The 25,334-nt window shown below is 73.4% G+C and carries 22 protein-coding genes; 17 read left to right on the top strand and 5 right to left on the bottom strand.

Translation table 11 applies throughout. The annotated features are described in order from the left end of the window. Positions 1-423 (bottom strand): class Ib ribonucleoside-diphosphate reductase assembly flavoprotein NrdI, encoded by a 423-nt coding sequence (gene nrdI, locus HGCM_RS15970; RefSeq protein WP_019137821.1) that lies wholly within the window; start codon positions 421-423, stop codon positions 1-3. Between the two features lie 121 nt (positions 424-544). Then, complete coding sequence (locus HGCM_RS15965; protein ID WP_019137820.1) at positions 545-2,029, bottom strand: hypothetical protein; 1,485 nt, start codon at positions 2,027-2,029, stop codon at positions 545-547. Positions 2,030-2,282: 253 nt separating this feature from the next. Here HGCM_RS15965 and HGCM_RS15960 point away from each other — a divergent pair, with 253 nt between their 5' ends. Beyond that, positions 2,283-2,723, top strand: coding sequence for a hypothetical protein (locus tag HGCM_RS15960; RefSeq protein WP_019137819.1), 441 nt, complete (start codon positions 2,283-2,285; stop codon positions 2,721-2,723). Here HGCM_RS15960 and HGCM_RS18590 read toward each other — a convergent pair. Beyond that, entirely contained in the window at positions 2,686-3,435 is a 750-nt protein-coding gene (locus HGCM_RS18590; RefSeq protein WP_019137818.1) for a hypothetical protein, read from the bottom strand. The two genes, HGCM_RS15960 and HGCM_RS18590, sit on opposite strands and share 38 nt — an antisense overlap. A 61-nt stretch (positions 3,436-3,496) precedes the next feature. Between HGCM_RS18590 and gatC the strand changes: the two genes are divergently transcribed. The 4 genes from gatC (at position 3,497) to HGCM_RS15935 (ending at position 7,487) form a co-directional block, all read left to right on the top strand. Next, complete coding sequence (gene gatC, locus HGCM_RS15950; protein WP_019137817.1) at positions 3,497-3,796, top strand: Asp-tRNA(Asn)/Glu-tRNA(Gln) amidotransferase subunit GatC; 300 nt, start codon at positions 3,497-3,499, stop codon at positions 3,794-3,796. Beyond that, positions 3,793-5,307 (top strand): Asp-tRNA(Asn)/Glu-tRNA(Gln) amidotransferase subunit GatA, encoded by a 1,515-nt coding sequence (gene gatA / locus HGCM_RS15945; protein WP_019137816.1) that lies wholly within the window; start codon positions 3,793-3,795, stop codon positions 5,305-5,307. Before gatC ends, gatA begins: the two co-directional genes overlap by 4 nt. Beyond that, entirely contained in the window at positions 5,304-6,815 is a 1,512-nt protein-coding gene (gatB, locus tag HGCM_RS15940; RefSeq protein WP_019137815.1) for an Asp-tRNA(Asn)/Glu-tRNA(Gln) amidotransferase subunit GatB, read from the top strand. Before gatA ends, gatB begins: the two co-directional genes overlap by 4 nt. 126 nt (positions 6,816-6,941) lie before the next feature. Further along, positions 6,942-7,487, top strand: a complete 546-nt coding sequence (locus tag HGCM_RS15935) for a GNAT family N-acetyltransferase (RefSeq protein WP_019137814.1) — start codon at positions 6,942-6,944, stop codon at positions 7,485-7,487. Between the two features lie 33 nt (positions 7,488-7,520). Here the strand turns inward: HGCM_RS15935 and HGCM_RS15930 are convergent, their stop codons facing one another. Together HGCM_RS15930 and HGCM_RS15925 are read right to left on the bottom strand one after the other, a co-directional pair. Further along, positions 7,521-8,885, bottom strand: a complete 1,365-nt coding sequence (locus HGCM_RS15930) for a cryptochrome/photolyase family protein (protein WP_019137813.1) — start codon at positions 8,883-8,885, stop codon at positions 7,521-7,523. A gap of 48 nt (positions 8,886-8,933) precedes the next feature. Then, positions 8,934-9,491 (bottom strand): hypothetical protein, encoded by a 558-nt coding sequence (locus tag HGCM_RS15925; RefSeq protein ID WP_019137812.1) that lies wholly within the window; start codon positions 9,489-9,491, stop codon positions 8,934-8,936. A gap of 193 nt (positions 9,492-9,684) precedes the next feature. Here HGCM_RS15925 and HGCM_RS15920 point away from each other — a divergent pair, with 193 nt between their 5' ends. The 12 genes from HGCM_RS15920 to HGCM_RS15865 all read left to right on the top strand — a co-directional run bounded on the left by HGCM_RS15920 (position 9,685) and on the right by HGCM_RS15865 (position 25,265). Continuing rightward, positions 9,685-11,226, top strand: coding sequence for a peptide MFS transporter (locus HGCM_RS15920; RefSeq protein WP_019137811.1), 1,542 nt, complete (start codon positions 9,685-9,687; stop codon positions 11,224-11,226). 130 nt (positions 11,227-11,356) lie between these two features. Further along, positions 11,357-13,219, top strand: coding sequence for a dihydroxy-acid dehydratase (ilvD, locus tag HGCM_RS15915; RefSeq protein WP_026075537.1), 1,863 nt, complete (start codon positions 11,357-11,359; stop codon positions 13,217-13,219). An 82-nt stretch (positions 13,220-13,301) separates the two neighbouring features. Beyond that, complete coding sequence (gene ilvD, locus HGCM_RS15910; protein WP_026075536.1) at positions 13,302-15,008, top strand: dihydroxy-acid dehydratase; 1,707 nt, start codon at positions 13,302-13,304, stop codon at positions 15,006-15,008. 49 nt (positions 15,009-15,057) lie between these two features. After that, positions 15,058-16,797, top strand: a complete 1,740-nt coding sequence (locus HGCM_RS15905) for a glycoside hydrolase family 13 protein (RefSeq protein WP_019137808.1) — start codon at positions 15,058-15,060, stop codon at positions 16,795-16,797. Between the two features lie 128 nt (positions 16,798-16,925). Then, positions 16,926-17,972, top strand: coding sequence for an ABC transporter ATP-binding protein (locus HGCM_RS15900; protein WP_019137807.1), 1,047 nt, complete (start codon positions 16,926-16,928; stop codon positions 17,970-17,972). Further along, on the top strand, positions 17,969-18,955 hold the full coding sequence (locus tag HGCM_RS15895; RefSeq protein WP_019137806.1) for an ABC transporter permease subunit: 987 nt from the start codon (positions 17,969-17,971) through the stop codon (positions 18,953-18,955). The genes HGCM_RS15900 and HGCM_RS15895 overlap by 4 nt, the downstream gene beginning before the upstream one ends. Positions 18,956-19,002: 47 nt before the next feature. Next, positions 19,003-19,590 (top strand): pyridoxamine 5'-phosphate oxidase family protein, encoded by a 588-nt coding sequence (locus HGCM_RS15890; RefSeq protein ID WP_019137805.1) that lies wholly within the window; start codon positions 19,003-19,005, stop codon positions 19,588-19,590. Between the two features lie 239 nt (positions 19,591-19,829). Further along, entirely contained in the window at positions 19,830-21,683 is a 1,854-nt protein-coding gene (locus HGCM_RS15885; RefSeq protein WP_019137804.1) for an acetolactate synthase large subunit, read from the top strand. Positions 21,684-21,694: 11 nt separating this feature from the next. Then, positions 21,695-22,219 carry an acetolactate synthase small subunit gene (gene ilvN, locus HGCM_RS15880; protein WP_019137803.1) on the top strand — a complete coding sequence of 175 codons (525 nt, stop codon included), beginning with the start codon at positions 21,695-21,697 and terminating at the stop codon, positions 22,217-22,219. Positions 22,220-22,280: 61 nt separating this feature from the next. Next, complete coding sequence (ilvC, locus tag HGCM_RS15875) at positions 22,281-23,309, top strand: ketol-acid reductoisomerase (protein ID WP_019137802.1); 1,029 nt, start codon at positions 22,281-22,283, stop codon at positions 23,307-23,309. 285 nt (positions 23,310-23,594) lie between these two features. Next, positions 23,595-24,146 (top strand): ASCH domain-containing protein, encoded by a 552-nt coding sequence (locus HGCM_RS15870; protein ID WP_019137801.1) that lies wholly within the window; start codon positions 23,595-23,597, stop codon positions 24,144-24,146. Positions 24,147-24,206: 60 nt separating this feature from the next. Continuing rightward, positions 24,207-25,265, top strand: coding sequence for a 3-isopropylmalate dehydrogenase (locus HGCM_RS15865; RefSeq protein ID WP_019137800.1), 1,059 nt, complete (start codon positions 24,207-24,209; stop codon positions 25,263-25,265). The last annotated feature ends 69 nt before the right edge of the window (positions 25,266-25,334 follow it).

Raw genomic sequence — 25,334 nt, 5'->3', positions numbered from 1 at the left:
TCAGCGCGGCCGCCGCGCCAGCGCGTCGTCGAGCTCGGCCAGGATGCGGCGGCACTCCTGCACGTCCCACGGGGTGCCGGAGAGCTCGAACTCGAACAGGACGGGCCGGCCCGAGCGTGCGGCGATCTCGCGTGCCGCGTGCTGGTAGTACCGGCCGAAGTTCCGGTTGCCCGAGCCCATGACGCCGACGAGCCGGCGGCGGTTGGCTGCCGAGCGCAGGAAGCGCCGCACGGCCTCGGGGATCGTGTCGTTCGCCTCGTTGCCGGTCTTGTAGGACGGCGTCAGGAGCACCCACGGCCCGTCGACCTCGCTCCGGCGGTGCTCCCGCTCGGCGAGGTTGAAGGCCGGCCGCCCCAGCCGCTCCGCGAAGGCGCGCACGAGCCCGCTGGCGGACGAGTAGTAGTACACGGGCGTCTGGCGCACGTCCCGAGCATGCGACGGCTCGCGGCCGCGGGCGCGGGTTGTTCGTCCCGGGTCGGGACGGGGAGACGAGGAGAGCGGCCGGTGCACGGGCACCGACCGCTCTCGTCGTCCGCGCGGTACGTCAGGGCTGGGCGTACGGCTGCGGCTGCACGACGATGCCGCTCTGGTTGCCGTTGACCGGCAGGACGACCGGTGCGTAGTAGCCCCAGGGGTCCTGGAGCTTCAGGCTCTTCGTGCCGGCCACCTTGACCCGGCTCGAGAAGACGCCCTCCGCGTCGGACCAGCCGAAGTCCTCGACCGGGTCACCGCCCGACGTGACGGTCCCGCTGAGCGTCACCCATGTCGTCCTCGTGAGCGCGACGGCCGGCGCCCGGTACGTGGTCACGCCGCGCGGGACCGTGACGATCACCGACTTGGGGTCGGTGTTGTCGACCACGTCGTCGGGGTCGTCGACCTCCGTGTCGTCGAACGTGAGGCGGTACTTCCCCGGGCCGACGTGCGGCAGCACGACACTGCCGCCGTCGAACTCCACGTCCTTCCGGACGGCGTGGTCCTCGCCGTGGCCGGTGACCAGGAGCCAGTGCCCCTTCGGGTTCGCCTTGCCGTCGAAGGTGACGGGGATGGTGACGGTGACGCCCGGGGAGGGGGTGTCGAGCACGCCGAGCGAGGTCCGGCCGCCGTCGGTGACCTTGACCCACCCGGTGCGCGAGTTGCCGCCGTACCCGACCCGGTACGTCCCGACGGGCAGGGTCGCGTCGAACCGGCCCGTCGAGCTGACGCTCTCGTAGGTCGTCGTCCCGCGGGACGACTCGATGGCGACGGCATACGGGCGGTCGCCGCGGACGACGCCGACGAGCCGACCGGTCGGCGCGACCGCGCGCTCCTGGAGGGTGGACGCCTTGGTCGACGTGCCGGCGGCGGCGCTGGTGCTCGTCGAGAGGTGCTGGTGCCTCGCGGTGTAGGCCTCCACGGTCACCGGCCCGGGGACGACCCCTCCGATGACGTACCAGCCACGGGCGTTGGTCGTCGCGCAGGACAGCTGGAGGACGTCGAGCGCGGTGACACGCCCACTCCTGACGCAGACGCGCTGGTCGTCGATCGGCCGACCGGCGGCGTCCTTGACGTAGCCCTTGAGGATCGCGGCGTCGACGAGGTCGACGTCGATCGCGTTCGCGGCGATCGTCTGGTCGACGGCCGTGGCGTCGGGCAGCCGCGTGCCGCCGCCCCCGAACGTGGGCACGTAGCGGGACACCGTGCCGAGCCGGTCCACCGTCACCACGCGGTCGCGGAGCGGCGACGGCTGTGCGTCGGCCGCGACCTCGAGCTCGTACCGACCGTTGGCGTCGGTGACGCCCGACACGACCGTGTCGCCGCGGCGCACCGGCTCCCAGTAGCCCATGACGTTGTCGTACTGGCGGTCGAGGCGCTCGACGACCGACACGGGAGCCCCCGCGACCGGCTGCCCTTCGAGCCGCACGACACCGGTCACGGTGGTCGTCGGCCCGTCTGCCGCGACGGCGGTCGTGGCGCCGCTCACGCCGACGAGGCCGGTCGTCAGCAGCAGGCCGCTCAGGGCCAGGACGGGGGACGTGCGACGGTGGGGCACGTGGCCTCCTTGCTCGTACCAGTGCCGCCCGGCGTGGGCGGGTCCCCGCCCGGACGCCGGCAGCGCGGCGGTCGCCGCTCCGTGGAACCGTAACCACGACGGCGCGAGCGGAGGTAGCCCGACCGGGTGACACGTGCGTGGAGGATGTGTGGAGAGCGGTGCGGCCCCGCGTCCCGGGCCCGGCGCGGGGTCGGGCGGGCCGGGGCGCGGCCGTGCGGTCCCAGGCCGATAATGGCGCGATGAAGGGTCGACGATGACGGCGCACGCACCGCTCGTGCAGGTGGAGCTCGCTCGCAGGCTGCGCGACGCCGGGCTGCGCTGGCACCCCGCCTCGGGCGACCGCTTCGTCGTGCTCCAGGACGCGCTGGCGGGCGAGGTCTTCACGATCAGCGAGATGACGATCGAGGCGCACGCGTACGACACGGGCACCGTCCTGGGCTTCAACGGCACGACGGAGTGGGCGCTGGACTCCGTCGCGCTGGGCGACGCGCTGTGGCTCCCGCGCGAGGACCAGATGCGCGAGCTGCTCGGGCGGACGTTCCGCAGCCTGGCCCGCTCGACGGACGGCCGCTACCAGGTCGTCGTCGAGCTCCTCGGCCGTCCCGAGCAGTCCTTCAGCGCCGACACGGCCGCCGACGCGTACGCCGAGGCGCTCCTCACGCTCGTCGCGACGGCGACGGCGCGGGTGGGCTGACGGGCGGCAGGTCGAGCGTCGCGATCTTCTGCCAGATCTTCGTCGACATGCCGCCGGTGACGTTCTCCACGGTGCTCACCGTGTCGAGGACGACCGGGTCGGTGTTGTCCTCGGCGCACAGCGCCGCGGTCTTCGCGACGAGGCTGAGCAGCTCCGTGCAGTAGTCGAGGTAGGCGGCCAGGCCGTCCGCGTCGAGGTCGACCTCGACGCTGCGGTCGGTCGGGCGGAAGGACGGCCGCAGCCGCTCCGGGTCCTTCGTGAGCTGGTGCATGTCGACGACGTGCGCGAGCGAGCGCAGCCGGTGCAGGCGCCGCAGCGTCGCGGCGCGGCGCAGACGGTCGGGCACCGCGACCAGGAACCACACGGCGATGCCGGCGAAGACGGCGTCGTTGATCGCGCTCTCCAGCAGCGGCAGCCACTCGAACGCGCGCAGCGAGGACGCGGCGCCGACGGCGTCGCGGACGGCGACGGTGAGCGCCACGACGGTCGTCACGACGACGAGGACGACGGCGACCAGCGAGACGACGCGCGCGAGGTGCTCCTGTCGCCGGGTGCGGGCCTCGCCCTCCGCGACCTCGCGCACGAGCCCGGCGAGCTCGGCCGCGACGTGCCGCAGGTTGCGGTCCGGGAAGCGCGCGGTGATGCGCGCGTGCAGCCGGTCGACGGTGCCGCGCACGGCGGCGGGGTCCAGGCGCTCGTACCGTCCGGTCACGGGGGTCACCGTAGCGACGGCCGGCGGCCGGGCGGGCGGGCGCACGTCTAGACTCTCGGCCATGTCCTCCCTCTCCCGCGACGAGGTCGCGCGCGTGGCGGGGCTGGCCCGGATCGACCTGACCGACGCCGAGCTCGACCGCCTCGCGGGCGAGCTGGACGTCATCGTCGAGTCGGTCGCGCGCGTGAGCGAGATCGCCACCCCCGACGTGCCGGCCACCAGCCACCCCCTGCCGCTGACGAACGTGTTCCGCCCGGACGTGCCGGTCGCGCCGGTCGACCGCGACGCCGTGCTCGCCTCGGCGCCGGCGGCGGAGGGCGGGCGCTTCCTCGTGCCCCAGATCCTGGGGGAGGAGGCATGAGCGACCTCACGCGGCTGACCGCGGCCGACCTCGCCGACCGCCTCGCGAGCGGCGAGGTGACCAGCGTCGAGGCGACGCAGGCGCACCTCGACCGGATCGCCGCCGTCGACGGCCAGGTGCACGCGTTCCTCCACGTCAGCGGCGAGGAGGCGCTCGCCACGGCGGCGGACGTCGACCGCCGGCGGGCCGCGGGGGAGCAGCTGCACGCGCTCGCGGGCGTGCCGATCGCCGTCAAGGACGTCGTCGTCACGCAGGGCCTGCCGACGACGGCGGGCTCGCGGATCCTCGAGGGCTGGGTGCCGCCCTACGACGCGACGCTCGTCGAGCGGATCAAGGCCGCGGGCCTGCCGATCCTCGGCAAGACCAACATGGACGAGTTCGCGATGGGCTCCTCGACGGAGCACTCCGCCTACGGGAACACGCACAACCCGTGGGACCTCGAGCGCATCCCCGGCGGGTCCGGCGGCGGCAGCGCCGCGGCCGTCGCCGCGTACGAGGCCCCGCTCGCGATCGGCACCGACACCGGCGGCTCGATCCGTCAGCCGGCCGCCGTCACCGGCACGGTCGGCGTGAAGCCGACGTACGGCTCGGTCTCCCGGTACGGGCTCATCGCGCTCGCGAGCAGCCTCGACCAGGCCGGCCCCGTGACGCGCACGGTGCTCGACAGCGCGCTGCTGCACGAGCTGATCGGCGGGCACGACCCGCGCGACTCGACGTCCATCCCGGAGCCCGTGCCGGCGCTCGTCGCGGCGGCGCGCCAGGGCGCGACCGGGGACCTGCGCGGCGTGCGCGTCGGCGTGATCCGCGAGCTGCAGGGCGAGGGCTACCAGCCCGGCGTGCTCGCGCGGTTCGAGGAGTCCCTCGACCTGCTGCGCTCGGCCGGTGCGGAGATCGTCGAGGTGACGTGCCCGCACTTCACCTACGCGCTCGCGGCCTACTACCTGATCCTCCCGGCGGAGGCGTCGAGCAACCTCGCGAAGTTCGACGGCATGCGGTTCGGCCTGCGCGTCGAGCCGGCGGAGGGCCCCGCGACGGCCGAGCGGGTCATGGCGGCCACCCGCGGCCAGGGCTTCGGCGACGAGGTCAAGCGCCGGATCATCCTCGGCACGTACGCGCTCTCGGCGGGCTACTACGACGCCTACTACGGCAGCGCGCAGAAGGTCCGCACGCTCATCCAGCGCGACTTCGACGCCGCGTTCGCCCGGGCCGACGTGCTGGTCTCGCCGACCGCGCCCACCACCGCGTTCCGGCTCGGCGAGAAGCTGGACGACCCGCTGGCCATGTACCTCAACGACGTCGCCACGATCCCGGCGAACCTCGCGGGGGTGCCCGGCCTGTCCGTGCCGTCCGGCCTGTCGGACGACGGGCTGCCGGCCGGTTTCCAGGTGCTGGCGCCCGCCAAGGCCGACGACCGGCTCTACCGGGTCGGCGCCGCGCTGGAGGCGCTGCTGGAGCAGTCGTGGGAGGGGCCGCTGCTGTCGCGCGCGCCCGAGCTGGAGGTCGCGAAGTGAGCACGACGACGGTGGACCTGGTCGACTACGACGAGGCGGTGCGCCGGTACGACCCGGTGATCGGGATCGAGGTGCACGTCGAGCTCGGCACGGCGACGAAGATGTTCGACGGCGCCTCGGTGACGTTCGGCGCGGAGCCGAACACCGAGGTCACGCCCGTCTCCCTCGGCCTGCCGGGCGCGCTGCCCGCGGTCAACGGCACGGCGGTCGAGTACGCGGTGAAGATCGGCCTCGCGCTCGGCTGCTCGATCGCCGAGAGCTGCCGGTTCGCGCGCAAGAACTACTTCTACCCGGACGTCCCGAAGAACTTCCAGACGTCCCAGTACGACGAGCCGATCGCCTTCGACGGCGGCATCGACATCGAGCTCGAGGACGGCACGCCGTTCCGCGTCGACATCGAGCGCGCCCACATGGAGGAGGACGCCGGCAAGAACACGCACGTCGGCGGCTCGACGGGCCGCATCCACGGCGCGGAGTACTCGCTGGTCGACTACAACCGGGCCGGCATCCCGCTCGTCGAGATCGTCACCCGCCCGATCCTCGGGGCGGGCGCCCGTGCCCCGGAGGTCGCGCGGGCCTACGTCCAGACGCTGCGTGACATCTTCCGGGCGCTCGGCGTCTCCGAGGCCCGGATGGAGCGCGGCAACGTGCGGGCCGACGTCAACGTCAGCCTGCGCCCGTCGCCGGACGCGCCGCTCGGCACCCGCACCGAGACGAAGAACGTCAACTCGTTCCGCTCCGTCGAGCGGGCGGTGCGCTACGAGATCAGCCGCCAGGCCGCGGTGCTCGACGCAGGCGGCACCGTGGTGCAGGAGACGCGCCACTGGCACGAGGACACGGGCGTCACCACGTCGGGCCGCATCAAGTCCGACGCCGAGGACTACCGCTACTTCCCGGAGCCCGACCTCGTCCCGATCGTGCCGGACCGCGCGTGGGTCGAGGAGCTCCGGGCGGCGCTGCCGGAGCTGCCGGTCGCCCGCCGCCGGCGGCTGCAGCAGGACTGGGGCTACTCCGACCTGGAGATGCGCGACGTCGTCAACGCGGGCGCCGTCGAGCTCATCGAGGCGACGACCGCGGCGGGCGCCACGCCGGCCGCCAGCCGCAAGTGGTGGATGGGCGAGCTCGCGCGCACCGCGAAGGAGCGCGACGTCGAGCTGGCCGAGCTGCCGATCACCCCGGCGCAGATCGCGTCGCTCCAGGGGCTCGTCGACTCCGGCCGGCTCAACGACAAGCTCGCGCGCCAGGTGCTCGAGGGCGTGCTGGCGGGCGAGGGTGACCCCGAGGCCGTCGTCGCGGCCCGGGGGCTCGAGGTGGTCTCCGACGACGGCGCGCTGTTCGCGGCGGTGGACGACGCCCTCGCGGCGCAGCCGGACGTCGCCGAGAAGATCCGCTCGGGCAACCTGGGGCCGGTCGGCGCGATCATCGGCGCCGTGATGAAGGCGACCCGCGGCCAGGCGGACGCGGGGCGCGTGCGGGAGATCGTGCTGGAGCGGGTGCAGGCCGGCTGAGCCGTGCGGTCACGGCGCGTCGGGTGTGACCGACTCGCCGTGACCGACGCTTGACCCGCCACGGAGCGGTTGCCGACGATGGGCTGACCGGTCCTTGGCCCACGTGGCCGCCCGACGGGAGGGCGCATGGAGAAGCCGACGCTGCTGGGCGAGATGCTCGTCCTGCGCCCGATCGGACCGCAGGACGCGGACGGGGTCTGGGACCTCGTCACCGACCCGGAGGGCAGGCGGCTCACGGGGACGACGCACGAGTTCACGCGGGCCGAGGTCGACGCGTGGTGCGCCGCGGTCGCCGACGCCCCGGGGCGGATCGACCTGGCGGTGACGATGGACCCCGCGGACGAGTACCTCGGCGAGATCGTGCTGCAGGACATCGACGAGGCCGTCGGCTCGGCGCAGATGCGGCTCGCGATGCGGCCGGCGTACCGGGGGCGCGGGTACGGCACCGAGGCGATCGAGCTGGTGCTCGGGCTCGCGTTCGACGGGCTCGGCCTGCACCGCGTCGGCCTCGACGTGCTCGCGGTCAACACGCGCGCGATCTCCATCTACGAGAACCTCGGCTTCCGGCTCGAGGGCCGCCGGCGCGACGCCTATCGCGACGGCGAGCGGTGGTGCGACGCCATCGACATGGGGCTGCTCGAGGACGAGTACCGGGCGCGGCAGATCGGCTGACCCGCTCGGGCCGGTCAGGCCCGCTGGGGTCGGTCAGGCCCGGCGGTGGGCCTCGAACGCCTCGAGGGTCGCGCGGCGCTCGGCCGCGTGGTCGACGACGGGGGCGGGGTAGTCGTCGGGGGCGTCCAGCAGCTCCCACGGGCGGTGCACCGCCGCTCCGGGGATGCCGCGCAGCTCGGGCACCCAGCGCCGGACGTACGTGCCGTCGGGGTCGAAGCGCTCTCCCTGCGAGACCGGGTTGAAGACCCGGAAGTACGGCGACGCGTCCCGCCCCGTGCCCGCGACCCACTGCCAGTTCAGCTGGTTCTGCGGCACGTCCCCGTCGACGAGCCACGCCATGAAGTGGTCCGCGCCGCGCTGCCAGCGCACGTGCAGGTCCTTGACGAGGAACGACGCGACGACCATCCGGACCCGGTTGTGCATCCAGCCGACGGCGCGCAGCTGCCGCATGCCGGCGTCGACCAGCGGGTACCCGGTGCGGCCGGCGGCCCACGTGTCCAGCGCCTGCTGCTCCGCCGCGCCGTCCACCCACGCGTCCTCGCCGACGACCGTGCGCAGGGACCGGCGGGTCGCGTCGGGGTGGTGCCAGAGCACGTCGGCGTGGAACTCCCGCCACGCGAGCTCCGAGCGGTAGGTCGCGACCGAGTCGCCGCTCGGCGCGGCGGCGAGGTCCGCGAGCAGGGTGCGTGGGTGCAGCTCTCCGTACTTGAGGTGGACCGACACGGACGAGGTGGTGTCGAGGTCCGGCCGGTCGCGCTCCGTGCGGTACCGGGCGAGGTCGTCCGCGAGGAACTCCGACCAGCGGTGGCGGGCCGCCGCCTCGCCCGCGGGCGGCAGCCGCACGTCGGTGGACGGCTCCTCGGGCGGGCCGTCCGAGGGCAGCGACGCCCACGGCACGGAGCGCGGCCGGGGGGCCGGGGTGTGCCAGCCGTGGTCCAGCCACGCCGAGCGGAACGGCGTGAACACCTGGAACGGGGTGCCGCCCCGCGTGCGCAGGCGCCCGGGCGCCACGGCGTACGGGGAGCCGGTGCCGACCAGCGGACGCCCCGCTCGGCCCAGGGCGTCGGCGACCTCGGCGTCGCGCCGCCGCCCGTACGGCTCGGTGGCGGCGGTGACGTGGACCGCGGACGCCTCCGCCTCCTGCGCGACGCGCGGGACCACCGACCGCGGGTCGCCCCGCCGCACCACGAGGCGCCCGCCGAGCGCCTCGTCGAGGGCCCGCAGCGACCGCGCCAGGTACGCCAGCCGCGGTGTGCCCGACCCACGCCACAGCGCGGGGTCCACGACGAAGAGCGCGACCACCTCGCCGCCGGCCGCGCGGGCCTCGTCGACCGCGGCCACGAGGGCGGGATGGTCGGACAGCCGCAGGTCACGCCGGAACCACAGGACGGTCGTCACGCCGCCACGCTAGGTGGGGCGGGACGACCGTGCCCGGTGGACGTCGCGTCAGCGCAGCCAGCGCTGCTGGCGGACCATCGGGAGGGCGGCCCACCGGCGTCCGAGACCCCACGTGTCGCCCGCGAGCGTCAGGGCGCAGACGACGAGCGCGAGCGCGTAGATCACGTGGTAGTCGACGAGCGGGTTGGTCGAGCCCTGCTCCAGCGGCCACTCGGCGAGCCACATGAGCCCCATCATGATCGAGCCCGCCCACGCGGCGACCCGGAGGCCGACGCCGAGCATCACGGCGGCGCCGATCCCGAGCATGCCGAGCATGAACAGCCAGTCGGTCAGCGGGCTGGCGATGCCGTGGAAGAAGTCCGCGAACGGGCCGATGACGCCCTCGCTCGTGAGGAAGCCCTGGCTCGGGGTCCCTCCGTTGATCCACGCGCGCTCGCTCGGCGTCGAGTAGCCGAGGCCGAACGTCTTGTCGAGGAACGCCCACAAGAAGATGAACCCGGTCGCGAGCCGCGTCACGGCGAGCGCCGCGCGGGCGCTCGAGGTGGTGACGACGTCGGTCTCGACGGGCAGGGCGGGGGCGTCCGGACGGTTCTGGACTGCGGTCATGGCGGTCGCCTTCTCTCGGATGGTCTCGTCGTTGAGTTCCCCTGGACGGACGGACCGTCCTGCTTCCAGCGTCCTCAGACCGCACCCGTCGGAGCAGGGACGTACGTCCTGATTTCGGGCTACTCGTCCGGATGCTCCGGCCGGAGCGGCGAGAGGGCTGGTGGGACGGGCGCGAGGCGGACACGATGGCCGCATGAGCGGATCCGCAGACGCCGCCGCCGGCGTGAGCACGTCGGAGCCGACCGCACGCACCGTCCCCCGGGACCGCGCGTTCTTCGGCCACCCGCTCGGGCTGTTCACGCTCTTCGGCACCGAGCTGTGGGAGCGGTTCAGCTACTATGGCATGCGGGCGATCCTCCTGTACTACGTCACCGACACGGTGGCGAACGGCGGGCTCGGGATCGAGCGGTCGGCCGGCGAGGCGCTCGTCGCGGCGTACGGGGCGTCGGTGTACCTGCTGTCGGTGCTCGGCGGCTGGCTCGCGGACCGCGTCATCGGCGGGCGCCGCTCCGTGCTGTACGGAGGCGTCGTCATCGCGGCGGGCCACGTCGCGCTCGCGGTCCCGGCGCCGGGCTGGTCCTACCTCGGCATCGTGCTCGTCGCGCTGGGCACGGGCCTGCTCAAGCCGAACGTCTCGTCCCTCGTCGGAGAGCTGTACGGGCGCGACGACCCGCGGCGCGACTCGGCCTTCTCGATCTTCTACATGGGCATCAACATCGGCTCGCTCTCGGCGCCGTTCCTCGTCGGCGCGGCGCGGGCGTGGGGCGGGTACCACGCCGGCTTCGCGGTCGCGGCGGTGGGCATGGCGATCGCCCTGGTCTTCTTCGTCCTCGGCCGCCGGCTGCTCGGGGGAGCGGGCGAGGTGCCGCCCAACCCGCTCACCCGCGAGGACCGCGTCCCGGTGGTCCGGCTCTTCGTCGTCGTCGTCCTCGGCGCGCTCGTCGCGTTCGCGGTCGCGTGGCTGGTGCAGGGCGGGCTCTCCACGACGACCGTGGTCGACGCGCTGTCGTACATCGCGCTCGCCGCGCCGGTCGCGACCTTCTGGGTGATGTTCCGCTCCCCGAAGGTCACCTCGCGCGAGCGCTCGCGGCTGCGCGCGTACGTGCCGCTGTTCCTCGCGGCGATGCTGTTCTGGATGATCTTCGAGCAGGCGGCGAGCACGCTCGCGTCGTACGCGAAGGACTCCACCGACCTGACCGTGGGCTCGGTGACGCTCTCGCCCGAGCTCTACGCGTCTCTCAACCCCGCGTTCATCATCGTGCTGGCCCCGGTGTTCGCGTGGCTCTGGGTGCGCCTCGACGACCGGCCGCCCACGGCCGTGAAGTTCGCCATCGGGCTGACGCTGGCGGCGCTGTCGTTCGTGTTCCTCGCCGTGATGGACGCGGCGGCGGGCGACGGCAAGTCGCCGTGGTGGGTGCTCGTCGTCGTCTACCTCATCCAGACCCTCGGCGAGCTCTGCCTCTCGCCCGTCGGTCTCGCGGCGACCACACTGCTCGCCCCGCGCGCCTTCCGCGGTCAGGCCATGGCGCTGTGGTTCCTCGCGACCTCCGCCGGCAACGCGATCACGGCTCAGCTGGTGCAGGCGACCGAGGGCGTCTCGACCGCCGCCTACTTCGGCGGGATCGGCGTCGTCGCGCTCGTCGTCGCGGGCGGCATGTTCGCGGTCGCGCCGTGGGTCACGCGGCACATCCGCGAGGGCGCGGAGTCGGAGCAGGAGCGCGCGGCGGCGCACTGATCGCCCGGTCGCGGGGCCCTGACCGCCGGGGTCGGGTCACAGGGCGGACGCCGTCCGCGTCCGCCCTCGTCGCGACGTACGGTGAGGCGGCGTCACCCCCGGCGCCCGCGCCCGAAGGAGCACCACCGCGATGAGCCGTCCGCTGCGCTCTCGTACGTCCACCCACGGCCGCAACATGGCCGGTGCCCGCGCGCTGTGGCGCGCGACCGGCATGGGCTCGGAGGACTTCGGCAAGCCGATCATCGCGATCGCGAACTCGTACACGCAGTTCGTCCCGGGTCACGTGCACCTCAAGGACATGGGCGACCTCGTCGCCGGCGCCATCCGGGAGGCCGGCGGCGTCGCGAAGGAGTTCAACACCATCGCCGTCGACGACGGCATCGCGATGGGCCACGGCGGGATGCTCTACTCCCTGCCGAGCCGCGACCTCATCGCCGACTCGGTCGAGTACATGGTCAACGCGCACTGCGCGGACGCGCTCGTCTGCATCTCGAACTGCGACAAGATCACGCCCGGCATGCTCAACGCGGCGCTGCGGCTCAACATCCCCGTGGTCTTCGTCTCCGGCGGGCCGATGGAGGCCGGCAAGGCGGTCGTCGCGGACGGGGTCGCGAAGACCGCGCTCAACCTCATCAACGCCATCAACTACTCGGCCGACGACAACGTCTCCGACGACGCGCTGGGCCGCGTCGAGGAGAACGCGTGCCCCACGTGCGGGTCGTGCTCGGGCATGTTCACCGCCAACTCGATGAACTGCCTGACCGAGGCGCTCGGCCTCTCGCTGCCGGGCAACGGCTCCACCCTGGCGACCCACGCCGCGCGGCGGGAGCTGTTCCTCGAGGCGGGCCGCACGATCGTCGAGCTCACGCGCCGCTACTACGAGGACGAGGACGACACGGCCGCCCCGCGCGGCATCGCGACCCGCTCGGCGTTCGCGAACGCGATGGCGCTCGACGTCGCGATGGGCGGGTCCACGAACACGGTCCTGCACGTGCTCGCGGCGGCGCAGGAGGCCGAGGTCGACTTCACGCTCGCGGACATCGACGAGATCAGCCGCCGCGTGCCCTGCCTGTCGAAGGTCGCGCCGAACCACCCCGACTTCCACATGGAGGACGTCCACCGCGCCGGTGGCATCCCCGCGCTGCTGGGCGAGCTCGACCGGGGCGGCCTGCTGCACCACGACGTGACGAGCGTGCACACCCCGACGCTGCGCGCGTGGCTCGACGACTGGGACGTGCGCGGCGGGAAGGCGACCCAGCGGGCCGTCGACCTGTTCCACGCAGCCCCCGGCGGGGTGCGCACGACGCAGGCGTTCTCCACCTCCAACGTCTGGGAGACGCTCGACACCGACGCGGCGGACGGCTGCATCCGCGACGTCGAGCACGCCTACACCGTCGAGGGGGGACTGGCGGTGCTGCGCGGCAACCTCGCCGAGGACGGCGCGATCATCAAGACGGCGGGCATCGACCCGGACGTCTTCCACTTCGTGGGCACGGCGCTGGTGTGCGAGTCGCAGGACGACGCCGTCGAGAAGATCCTCACCAAGCAGGTCCAGCCCGGGCATGTCGTCGTGGTGCGCTACGAGGGGCCTGCGGGGGGCCCGGGCATGCAGGAGATGCTCTACCCGACGTCGTTCATCAAGGGCCGCGGGCTCGGCAAGGTGTGCGCGCTCATCACCGACGGGCGGTTCTCGGGCGGGTCGTCCGGCATCTCGGTGGGCCACGTGAGCCCGGAGGCGGCGGCCGGCGGCACCATCGGCCTCGTCGAGGACGGCGACGAGATCGAGATCGACGTCGAGACGCGCCTCATCCGGGTCAACGTGCCGGACGAGGTGCTCGCGGAGCGCCGCGCCAAGATGGAGTCGTCGGAGAACCCGTGGCAGCCGAGGGACCGGGACCGCTACGTCTCCCCGGCGCTGCAGGCGTACGCGGCGATGGCGACGTCGGCCGACCGGGGCGCCGTCCGCGACGTCTCCCGCCTGCGCCGCGGCTGACCGGCGGGCTCGCGCGCGCGCAGGCGGCGCCACCGCCGGGCCGACGCGTGCCGTGAGGGCGGCCAGTGCCTAGTCTCGGCTCATGACGAGCGTGGAGCCGCAGGTCGACATCAAGCCGCGGTCGCGGCAGGTCACGGACGGGCTGGAGGCGACCGCCGCGCGCGGCATGCTCCGGGCCGTGGGTCTCGGGGACGAGGACTTCGCGAAGCCGCAGATCGGCGTCGCGAGCTCGTGGAACGAGATCACGCCGTGCAACCTGTCGCTGGACCGCCTCGCGAAGGCCGTCAAGGGCGGCGTGCACGCCGGGGGCGGGTACCCGCTGGAGTTCGGCACCATCTCGGTGTCGGACGGCATCTCGATGGGCCACGAGGGGATGCACTTCTCGCTCGTCAGCCGTGACGTGATCGCCGACTCCGTCGAGACCGTCATGCAGGCGGAGCGGCTCGACGGCTCGGTGCTGCTCGCGGGCTGCGACAAGTCGCTGCCCGGCATGCTCATGGCCGCGGCGCGGCTCGACCTGGCCAGCGTGTTCCTCTACGCCGGCTCGATCATGCCCGGCTGGGTCAAGCTCTCGGACGGCACCGAGAAGGACGTCACGATCATCGACGCCTTCGAGGCGGTGGGGGCGTGCGCTCGCGGGCTCATGAGCCGCGAGGACGTGGACCGGATCGAGCGGGCGATCTGCCCCGGCGAGGGTGCGTGCGGCGGCATGTACACCGCCAACACGATGGCGTCGGTGGCCGAGGCGATGGGCATGTCCCTGCCGGGCTCGGCCGCGCCGCCCAGCGCCGACCGGCGCCGCGACCAGTACGCGCACCGGTCGGGGGAGGCCGTGGTCGAGCTGCTCCGCCGCGGGATCACCGCCCGGCAGATCATGACGAAGGAGGCGTTCGAGAACGCCATCGCCGTCGTCATGGCGTTCGGCGGTTCGACGAACGCCGTGCTCCACCTGCTCGCGATCGCCCACGAGGCCGAGGTCGACCTCACGCTCGACGACTTCCGCCGGGTGGCCGCGCGGGTGCCGCACCTCGGCGACCTCAAGCCGTTCGGGCGGTACGTCATGAACGACGTCGACCGCATCGGCGGCGTGCCGGTCGTCATGAAGGCCCTGCTCGACGCCGGCCTGCTGCACGGCGACTGCCTCACGGTCACGGGACGGACGGTCGCGGAGAACCTCGCGGACGTGAACCCGCCCGACCCCGACGGCAAGATCCTCCGGGCGCTCGACAACCCCATCCACCGCAGCGGGGGCATCACCATCCTCGGCGGCTCCCTCGCGCCCGAGGGGGCGGTCGTCAAGAGCGCGGGCTTCGACGAGGACGTGTTCGAGGGGACGGCGCGCGTGTTCGACCGCGAGCGCGCCGCGATGGACGCGCTCGAGGACGGCACGATCACCGCCGGCGACGTGGTCGTCATCCGCTACGAGGGGCCCAAGGGCGGCCCGGGCATGCGCGAGATGCTCGCCATCACCGGCGCGATCAAGGGCGCGGGCCTCGGCAAGGACGTGCTGCTGCTCACCGACGGCCGGTTCTCCGGCGGCACGACCGGTCTGTGCGTCGGCCACGTGGCGCCCGAGGCGGTGGACGCCGGCCCGATCGCGTTCGTCCGCGACGGCGACCGCATCCGGCTGGACGTCGCGAACGCGACGCTCGACCTGCTGGTCGAGCCCGAGGAGCTGGCGCGACGGCGCGACGGCTGGGCGCCGCTGCCGCCGCGGTACACGCGGGGGGTGCTCGGCAAGTACACGAAGCTCGTCGGGTCGGCGTCGCGCGGGGCGGTGCTGGGCTGACGGCAGGGGTCCTGCGGCGGGACCGCGCCGCGCGGGGCAGGATCGACGCATGACGCTCACCCCGACGACGTCCGCGCCCGACGACGCACCGTGGTGGACGCGCGCCGTGGTCTACCAGGTCTACCCGCGCTCGTTCCAGGACAGCGACGGCGACGGCGTCGGCGACCTGCGGGGGATCCTGCAGCGGTTGGACCACCTGAGCGCGCTCGGTGTCGACGTGCTGTGGCTGTCGCCCGTGTACGCCTCGCCGATGGACGACAACGGCTACGACATCAGCGACTACCAGGCCGTCGACCCGCTGTTCGGCACGCTCGAGGACCTGGACGCGCTGACGGCCGCGCTGCACGAGCGGGGCATGCGGCTCGTCATGGACCTCGTCGTCAACCACACCTCCGACGAGCACCCGTGGTTCGTCGAGTCCCGCTCGTCGCCGGACAGCCCGAAGCGGGACTGGTACTGGTGGCGGCCGGCGCGCCGCGGGATGCGTCCGGGGCAGCCGGGGGCCGAGCCGACGAACTGGGGCTCGTTCTTCTCCGGCCCCGCCTGGGAGCTCGACGAGGCGACGGGCGAGTACTACCTGCACCTGTTCAGCCGCAAGCAGCCGGACCTCAACTGGGAGAACCCGCAGGTCCGCGAGGCGGTCTACGCGATGATGCGCTGGTGGCTCGACCGGGGGGTCGACGGCTTCCGGATGGACGTCATCAACCTGGTGTCGAAGGACGTCGCGCCCGACGGCTCGCTCCCGGACGGGATGGTCCACGACGGGCCGTACGGCGACGGGAGCCCCGCGTACACGTGCGGGCCCCGGATCCACGAGTTCCTGGCGGAGATGCACCGCGAGGTGTTCGCGGGCCGCCCGGACCGGCTGCTCACGGTCGGCGAGATGCCGGGCGTCACGCTCGAGGACGCCCGGCTGTTCACCGACCCGGCGCGCCGCGAGGTCGACATGGTGTTCCAGTTCGAGCACGTCGGGCTGGACCACGGCCCGGGCGGGAAGTTCGACCCCCGCCCGCTACGGCTCACGGACCTCAAGGCGTCGTTCGGGCGGTGGCAGGCGGGGCTCGCGGACGTCGGCTGGAACAGCCTCTACTGGGACAACCACGACCAGCCGCGGATCGTCTCGCGCTGGGGCGACGACGGCCGGTACCGGAGGGAGTCCGCGACGGCGCTGGCCACGCTGCTGCACCTGCATCGCGGCACGCCGTACGTCTACCAGGGCGAGGAGCTCGGGATGACGAACGCGCACTTCACGCGGCTCGACCAGTACCGCGACATCGAGTCGCTGCGGCACGTCGAGCAGGCGCGGGCGCTCGGCTCCGCGACCGACGAGCAGCTCCTGGCGGGGCTGGCGGCGATGAGCCGCGACAACGCACGCACCCCGGTGCAGTGGGACTCCTCGGCGCACGCGGGTTTCACCACCGGCACGCCGTGGCTGGAGGTGCCGCCGGGGTGGACGGTGACCGCGGAGGCGGAGCGCGCCGACCCCGCCTCGGTCTTCCACCACTACCGCCGGCTGGTCGAGCTCCGGCACGACGACCCCGTCGTGGCGCTCGGGGACTTCACGATGCTGCTGCCGGACGACGAGCACGTCTACGCGTTCACGCGCTCGCTGGGCGGGCGGACGCTGCTCGTCGTGGTGAACGTCGGCGGCGAGCCGCGGGAGGTCGACCCGGGCGTGCCGGTGGCCGGCGAGGCCGCCCTCGTCCTCGGGAACTACGCCGACACGGCGCCGCTCGCGGCCGGCCCGGTCGCGCTCCGGCCCTGGGAGGCCGGCGTCTGGCGGCTGTGACCGCGGCGCCGACGCGCCCGGCCGAACCACCCGCGAAGTGCCCGCGCCGGCCCGCTGACCTGCGCTAGCGTGCCGCTGCCGGGTGCGTCCGGCGACCGCGGACCCGCGGGCAGCGGCAGGGGGACGACGTGACCGTCACGGTGGACGAGCAGCTCGCGATCTCGACGCGCGGCCTGCGCAAGACGTACCGGCGGCGCGGGCGCCGCATGGTCGCCGTCGAGGGTCTCGACCTCGACGTGCCGGCGGGCGGCGTGCACGGCTTCCTCGGGCCGAACGGCTCGGGCAAGACGACGACGATCCGCATGCTCCTCGGGCTCGTGCGGGCGGACGCGGGCACGGCCCACCTGTTCGGGACGCCCGTCCCGCAGCGGCTGCCGGACGTCGTCGACCGCGTCGGCGCGATCGTCGAGCAGCCGAAGTTCTTCCCGCGCTTCTCCGGCCGACGCAACCTCGTGCTCCTGGCCCAGGCGATCGGGACCCCCGTCCGCGTGGTCGACAAGGTGCTCGAGGACGTCGGCCTGGCCGACCGGGGCCGGGACGCCTACCGCGGCTACTCGCTGGGCATGAAGCAGCGGCTCGCGATCGCGGCGACGCTGCTCAAGGACCCCGACCTGCTCATCTTCGACGAGCCGACGAACGGGCTCGACCCCGCGGGCATCCACGAGATCCGCGCGACGATGCGCGGCCTGGCCGACCGCGGCAAGACCGTGCTCGTCTCCTCGCACATCCTCGCGGAGGTCGAGCAGGTCGCCGACACCGTCTCGATCATCGCCCGCGGCCGCATGGTCGCCCACGGCCGGGTGGCGGACCTGCTCGGCGCGCACGGCGGCCTCGAGGTGCGCGTCCGCGTCGACCGGCAGGAGGTCGCCTCGTCCCTGCTCACGGCGCAGGGCTGGTCCGTGCGGGCCGACGGGCGCCACCTCGTCGTCCAGGGGACCGAGCACCCCGCCCAGATCACGCGCGTGCTCGCCGCCTCCGACCTGTGGGTCGAGGAGCTGGTGCCGGTGCGAGCGGGCCTCGAGTCGGTCTTCCTCGAGCTGACGGCGGGCCAGGGCCCCGAGGGCCACGTCGGCGCCCCGCACCGTGGCGTGGTCGGCGGCTCGTCGCCAGGGGGCGGGTCCCCGGGCCCGCACCCGGAGGCCGTCGTCGACGGCGTGGGCGGGGGTGCGGCGTGACCCGGCTGCTGCACGCGGAGCTCACGCGGCTGCGCTCCCGGGTCCTGCTGTGGCTCGCCGCCGCCGGCGTCGTCGCGATCGCGCTCGTCGGCGTCGTCGGCGCGTGGACGATGTCGACGCCGCCGTCGCCGGCCGAGGTCGAGCAGGCGCAGGCCCACCTCGCGGTGCAGCTCGACGACTGGGAGAAGAACGGCGAGCAGCAGGAGCAGGACTGCCGCGACGCGCAGGCGGCGGACCCCGACCCGGAGGCGGACTACGGCTGCGACGACATGGCCCCGCGGCTCGAGTGGTTCCTGCGTCCGGTCGCGACGTTCGCCGGCGAGGGCGTGGGGATGATCGAGAGCATGGCGGTCGTGCTGCTCGCGGGCGCGCTCGCGATCGGCGCGAGCTTCGTCGGCGCGGAGTTCGCGACGGGCTCGATCGGGAACTGGCTCACGTTCGCACCGCGCCGCGGCCGGGTGTTCGCGAGCAAGCTGCTCGCCACCCTGCTGGGCGTGCTGCCGCTCCTGCTCGTGACGGTGGGCGTGCTCGTCGGCGGCACGTACGGGGCGTACGCGCTGCACGACCAGCTCGGCGCCGTCACGGACGACACGTGGCCGGACCTGCTCGCGTCGAGCGCACGGATGGTCGCGCTCGGCCTCGGCGGCGGCGTCATCGGCGTCGCGCTCGGCTTCCTGCTGCGCCACACGGCGGCGGTCCTCGGGGCGCTCGTCGGGTGGTTCGTCGCCGTCGAGGTCGTGCTGCGGCAGGTGTGGGCCGGGCTCGCCCCGTGGACGCTCGCGGCCAACGTCGACGCGTGGGTGCGCGGCGGCAGCGAGTACTGGCTGCCCAACGTCTGCACCACCGACGCGAGCGGGATGGTGTCGTGCGAGAGCGCCACGCGGGAGCTGTCGATGTCGCGCGGCGGCGTCTACCTCGCCGTCGTCGCGGCGGTGCTCGCCCTGGTCGCGCTGCTCGTGTTCCGGCGCCGCGACGTCTCGTGAGGTGAGCCCCTCCCCGGCGCTCGACGCGCCCGCCGTAGCCTGACGGCATGGGGAAGGTGCACGAGCGGATCGACGACCGGATGCGGGCGTTCCTGCTCGCGCAGCACGTGTTCTTCGTCGCGACCGCGCCCAGCGGTCCCGACGGGCGCGTGAACGTCTCGCCGAAGGGCGTCCCCGGCGCGTTCGTCGTGCTCGACGACCACACCGTCGCCTACGTGGACCTCACGGCCAGCGGCGCGGAGACGATCGCGCACCTGCGCGAGAACGGCCGGATCACGCTGATGTTCTGCGCGTTCGACGGCCCGCCCAACATCGTGCGGCTGCACGGCCACGGTCGGTTCGTGACCCTGTACGACGACGGCTTCGAGGAGCTCGTGGCGCTGTTCCCCGAGACGCGCGGCGCGCGCGCCGTGGTCGTGGTCGACGTGGAGCGCGTCTCCGACTCGTGCGGGTACGCGGTGCCGCTCATGGAGTACGTGGGGGAGCGGGACCTGCTCCCGGCGCACATGGAGCGCAAAGGCGTCGAGGGGCGCGCGGCGTACCGGCGGCTGAAGAACCGGACGAGCATCGACGGCCTCCCGGCGTTCGACATGGACACCGAGCCCGCCGACGACGTCGTGGCGTCCACGACGTGAACGCGTGAACCACCATGTGAGACGCGAGGGGCGCTGCGTGACATCGTCCGACGGCGGGCGTACTGTCGGCCGCGTGCCGATCACCGTCATCACCCTCGTAGTACTTCCTGAGCGCGCCGGCTGAGGCCACCGCACAGGTCCTCGATCGCGCGCGCTCCCCTCGTCGGCCCCCACGGGCCCGAGGGTTTTTTTGTGCCCGGCACCACCACCGCACCGACAGCTCGACCAGGGAGACACCGATGGCCCAGGGTCCTCATCCGGCTCCGCCTCGCCCGTCCGCTCCGCCGGCCACGCCGGCGTCGGTCGTCCCGCCGCGACCGGCGACGACCGCCGGCCCGGTCGTCGAGCAGGTCACGGGTGCGCAGTCGATCGTCCGGTCGCTCGAGGAGGTCGGCGTCGACGTCGTCTTCGGCATCCCGGGCGGCGCGATCCTGCCGACGTACGACCCGCTGATGGACTCGCAGCGCGTGCGGCACATCCTCGTGCGGCACGAGCAGGGCGGCGGGCACGCCGCCGCCGGCTACGCGGCCGCGACGGGTCGCGTGGGCGTCTGCATGGCCACGTCCGGCCCGGGCGCGACGAACCTCGTCACGCCGATCGCCGACGCGCACATGGACTCCGTGCCGATGGTCGCGATCACGGGGCAGGTCGGGGCGTCGCTCATCGGCACCGACGCGTTCCAGGAGGCCGACATCGTCGGCATCACGCTGCCGGTGACCAAGCACAACTACCTCGTCACGAACCCGGACGACATCCCGCGCGTGATCGCGGAGGCCTTCCACGTCGCGTCGTCGGGCCGTCCGGGCCCGGTGCTCGTCGACATCGCGAAGTCGGCGATGCAGGCCCAGACGACCTTCCGCTGGCCGCAGGAGGTGGCGCTGCCCGGGTACCACCCGGTGACCAAGCCGCACGCGAAGCAGATCCGGGAGGCGGCCCGCCTGCTCGCGACCGCGCGCCGGCCGGTCCTGTACGTCGGCGGCGGCACGATCCGCGCCCGGGCGAGCGCCCAGCTGCGGCGTCTGGTGGACCTGTCGGGCGCGCCCGTCGTCACCACCCTCATGGCCCGCGGCGCCCTGCCGGACACCCACCCGCAGCACCTGGGGATGCCGGGCATGCACGGCACCGTCGCCGCCGTCGCGGCGCTGCAGAAGGCCGACCTCGTCGTCGCCCTCGGCGCGCGCTTCGACGACCGCGTGACCGGCCTGCTGTCGTCGTTCGCCCCGAACGCGACCGTCGTGCACGCCGACATCGACCCCGCCGAGATCGGCAAGAACAAGGCGGTCGACGTGCCGATCGTCGGCGACCTGCGCGAGGTCATCGGCGACCTGCTGCCCGAGCTCGAGCGCGAGCACGAGCAGCACGGCAGGCCCGACCTCGAGGGCTGGTGGCGCCAGCTCGACGCGTGGCGCGAGACGTTCCCGCTCGGGTACGAGGAGCCGTCCGACGGGCACCTCGCGCCGCAGCACGTGATCCAGCGGATCGGCGAGCTCAGCGGCCCCGAGGCGGTGTACGCCGCGGGCGTGGGCCAGCACCAGATGTGGGCGGCGCAGTTCATCCGGTACGAGCGGCCGAACTCGTGGCTCAACTCGGGCGGCCTGGGCACGATGGGCTACGCGGTGCCCGCCGCGATGGGGGCCAAGGTCGGCGAGCCCGACCGGACCGTGTGGGCGATCGACGGCGACGGCTGCTTCCAGATGACCAACCAGGAGCTGGCCACCTGCACGATCAACGACATCCCGATCAAGGTCGCGATCGTCAACAACAGCTCGCTGGGCATGGTCCGCCAGTGGCAGACGCTCTTCTACGAGTCGCGGTACTCGAACACCGACCTGCACACGGGCCACGGCACGGTGCACGTGCCGGACTTCGTCAAGCTCGCGGACGCCTACGGCTGCGTCGGGCTGCGGTGCGAGACGAAGGCGGACGTGGACGCGACGATCAAGCGCGCGCTCGAGATCGACGACCGGCCCGTCGTCGTGGACTTCACCGTCTCCCGCGACGCGATGGTGTGGCCGATGGTCGCCGCCGGCGTGAGCAACGACGACATCCAGTACGCCCGCGGCATCAGCCCGGCGTGGGACCGCGAGGACTGAGAGGCACCGACATGAGCCGTCACACCCTGTCCGTCCTGGTCGAGAACAAGCCCGGCGTGCTGACCCGCGTCGCGGGGCTGTTCGCGCGCCGCGCGTTCAACATCCACTCGCTCGCCGTGGGTCCCACCGAGCACCCCGAGATCTCCCGGATCACGGTCGTCGTCGACGTCGACGAGCTGCCGCTCGAGCAGGTCACGAAGCAGCTCAACAAGCTCATCAACGTCATCAAGATCGTCGAGCTGGAGGACGCCGCGTCCGTGCAGCGAGAGCTGCTGCTCGTCAAGGTCCGCGCCGACGCCTCGTCGCGCACCTCGGTGCTCGAGGTCGTGCAGCTGTTCCGCGCGCACGTCGTCGACGTCGTGCCCGACACGGTCGTCGTCGAGGCGACGGGCTCGCCGGGCAAGCTCGACGCCCTGCTGGCCGCCCTCGAGCCCTTCGGCATCCGTGAGATCGTGCAGTCCGGCACCGTCGCCATCGGCCGCGGGTCGCGCTCCATCACCGACCGGGCGCTCGAGCGCGTCATCCGGTCCGCCTGAACCCCCCGACCACCCGCAGCCCCACCTGCTGCAGCACCCGACCAACCGAGGAGAACGAACCGTGGCTGAGCTGTTCTACGACGACGACGCCGACCTGTCGATCATCCAGTCCCAGAAGGTCGCCGTCATCGGCTACGGCAGCCAGGGGCACGCGCACTCGCTGAACCTGCGCGACTCCGGCGTCGACGTCACCGTCGGCCTGCGCGAGGGCTCGTCCTCGCGCGCCAAGGCCGAGAACCAGGGCCTCAAGGTCGCGACCGTCGCCGACGCGGTCCGCGACGCCGACGTCGTCGTGATCCTCGCGCCCGACCAGGTGCAGCGGCACGTCTACCGCGACGAGATCGAGCCGAACCTCAAGCCCGACGCCGCGCTCGTCTTCGGGCACGGCTTCAACATCCGCTTCGGCTACATCAAGCCGGCGGCGGGTCACGACGTCCTCATGGTCGCGCCCAAGGGCCCGGGCCACCTCGTGCGCCGCGAGTACGCGGACGGCCGTGGCGTGCCGGTCATCGTCGCGGTGGAGCAGGACGCCTCGGGCCAGGCGTGGGCGCTCGCGCTCTCGTACGCCAAGGCGATCGGCGGCCTGCGCGCGGCCGGCATCAAGACGACCTTCACCGAGGAGACCGAGACCGACCTGTTCGGTGAGCAGGCCGTCCTCTGCGGTGGCGTGTCGCAGCTCATCCAGTACGGCTTCGAGACCCTCACCGAGGCGGGCTACCAGCCCGAGGTGGCGTACTTCGAGGTGCTGCACGAGCTCAAGCTGATCGTCGACCTCATCTTCGAGGGCGGCATCACCAAGCAGCGCTGGTCCGTCTCCGACACGGCCGAGTACGGCGACTACGTCTCCGGCCCGCGGGTCATCACGCCCGACGTGAAGGAGAACATGAAGGCCGTCCTCGCGGACATCCAGAACGGCGCGTTCGCCGAGCGCTTCATCGCGGACCAGGACGCCGGCGCCCCGGAGTTCCAGGCGCTGCGCGAGAAGGGCCAGAACCACCCGATCGAGCCGGTCGGCCGCGAGCTGCGCAAGCTGTTCGCGTGGGTGAAGCCCGCGGACACCGACTACGTGGAGGGTTCGGCTTCTCGCTGACCGGAGGTACGGGCGAGCGCAGCGAGCACGTGCCGGAGGTCAGGGAGAAGCCGAGCCCGACCAGAAGGCACGAGGGTTCGGCGTCCCGCTGACCGGAGGTACTGGCGAGCGCAGCGAGCCGGTGCCGGAGGTCAGGGGGACGGCGAGCCCGACCAGAAAGCACGGGGGTTCGGCTTCTCGCTGACCGGAGCTCCAGCACGCACGACGGGCCCGGCGGTCACGAACCGCCGGGCCCGTCGCCGTCCGGTGCGCCAGGATGGGGCATCCGACGACGGAGGGACGACGATGACGGACGAGCAGCTGCACGCCGCCGACGAGCAGGAGCCGGCGGTCGTGGACGACGGGATGAGCGCGTTCTGGCAGGCGGCGCGCGGCCACCTGGGCCTCGGCAAGTTCGAGGTCGTCGTCGGCGGCACCCCGAAGGACGTGGTCCCGCCGCCGTCGTTCTCGTTCGGGGACTCGCCCGCGCTGGCCGACGAGCTGCTCGGCCTCGTGCTGGCGGGCCGCAAGCGCGCGACCGCGACCGCGTGGTCGGAGTTCGGCGACGAGCGGCCGCCCCAGGTCGGCGACCTGTCGATCGTCCTCGACGGTGCCGGGACGCCGAGCGCCCTCATCCGCACGACGCGCACCGAGACGGTGCCGTTCGACGAGGTGACGGACGAGTTCGCCGCGGCGGAGGGCGAGGGCGACGCGACGCTGGCGTCGTGGCGGGTGGAGCACGAGCGCTACTGGCGACGGGTGCTGGGGGACGAGGCGTTCGGGCCGACGATGCCGGTCTTCTGCGAGTGGTTCGAGGTGGTCTACCCGACCGAGGGCCCGACCCCTCCGGTGGACTAAGGCCCGTCCGAGTGGTGAGATGGCCGTCCCGAGCCGTGGGACGCGGCCTAGAGTGACGGCATGGCCCAGAACCCCGCTCCGACCCTCAACCTCGCCGTCGTCGCCGGGGACGGCATCGGCACCGAGGTGGTCGAGCAGGGGCTCCTGGTCCTCGAGCAGGCGCTCGGCGGCGCGGCCACGCTGACGACGACCGACTTCGACCTCGGCGCCCGCCGCTGGCACGCCACCGGCGAGACGCTCACGGACGCGGACCTCGACGCGATCCGCACCCACGACGCGATCCTGCTCGGCGCCATCGGCGACCCGAGCGTGCCGTCGGGGGTGCTGGAGCGCGGTCTGCTGCTCAAGCTGCGCTTCGCGCTCGACCACTACGTGAACCTGCGCCCCGGCAAGCTCTACCCCGGGGTCACCGGCCCGCTCGCGGACCCGGGCGAGGTCGACTTCGTCGTCGTGCGCGAGGGCACCGAGGGGCCGTACGTGGGCAACGGCGGCGCCATCCGCGTCGGCACGCCGCACGAGGTCGCGAACGAGGTGAGCGTCAACACCGCGTTCGGCGTCGAGCGGGTCGTGCGCGACGCGTTCGCCCGCGCCGCCGCGCGCCCCCGCAAGAAGCTCACGCTCGTCCACAAGCACAACGTGCTCGTGCACGCGGGGCACCTCTGGCGCCGGACCGTCGAGGCCGTCAACGCCGAGTTCCCGGACGTGACGGTCGACTACCTGCACGTGGACGCGGCGACGATCTTCCTCGTGACGAACCCGTCGCGCTTCGACGTCGTCGTCACCGACAACCTCTTCGGCGACATCCTCACCGACCTCGCCGCGGCGATCACCGGCGGCATCGGCCTGGCCGCGTCGGCGAACATCAACCCCGACCGCACCGCGCCGAGCATGTTCGAGCCGGTGCACGGCTCGGCCCCCGACATCGCCGGGCAGGGCAAGGCCGACCCGACGGCCACCGTGCTGTCGGTGGCGCTGCTCCTCGACCACCTCGGCCACGCCGACGCCGCGCGCCGCATCGAGGCCGCCGTCGCCGCCGACCTGGCCGAGCGCGGCTCGGCCGAGCGAGTACGGTCGACGGCCGAGGTGGGCAAGGACCTCGCCCAGCGCGTCGCCGGCTGACCACCGGCACCCGCGGGCCCGAGCCCGTGGCCGCCGAGCCCCGTCCCGCACGGCGCTCGCGCGACCTGT

The sequence above is a fragment of the Cellulomonas massiliensis JC225 genome, from assembly GCF_000312005.1.
GTDB lineage: Bacteria > Actinomycetota > Actinomycetes > Actinomycetales > Cellulomonadaceae > Cellulomonas > Cellulomonas massiliensis.
This window is presented reverse-complemented; position numbering and strand designations above follow the sequence as displayed.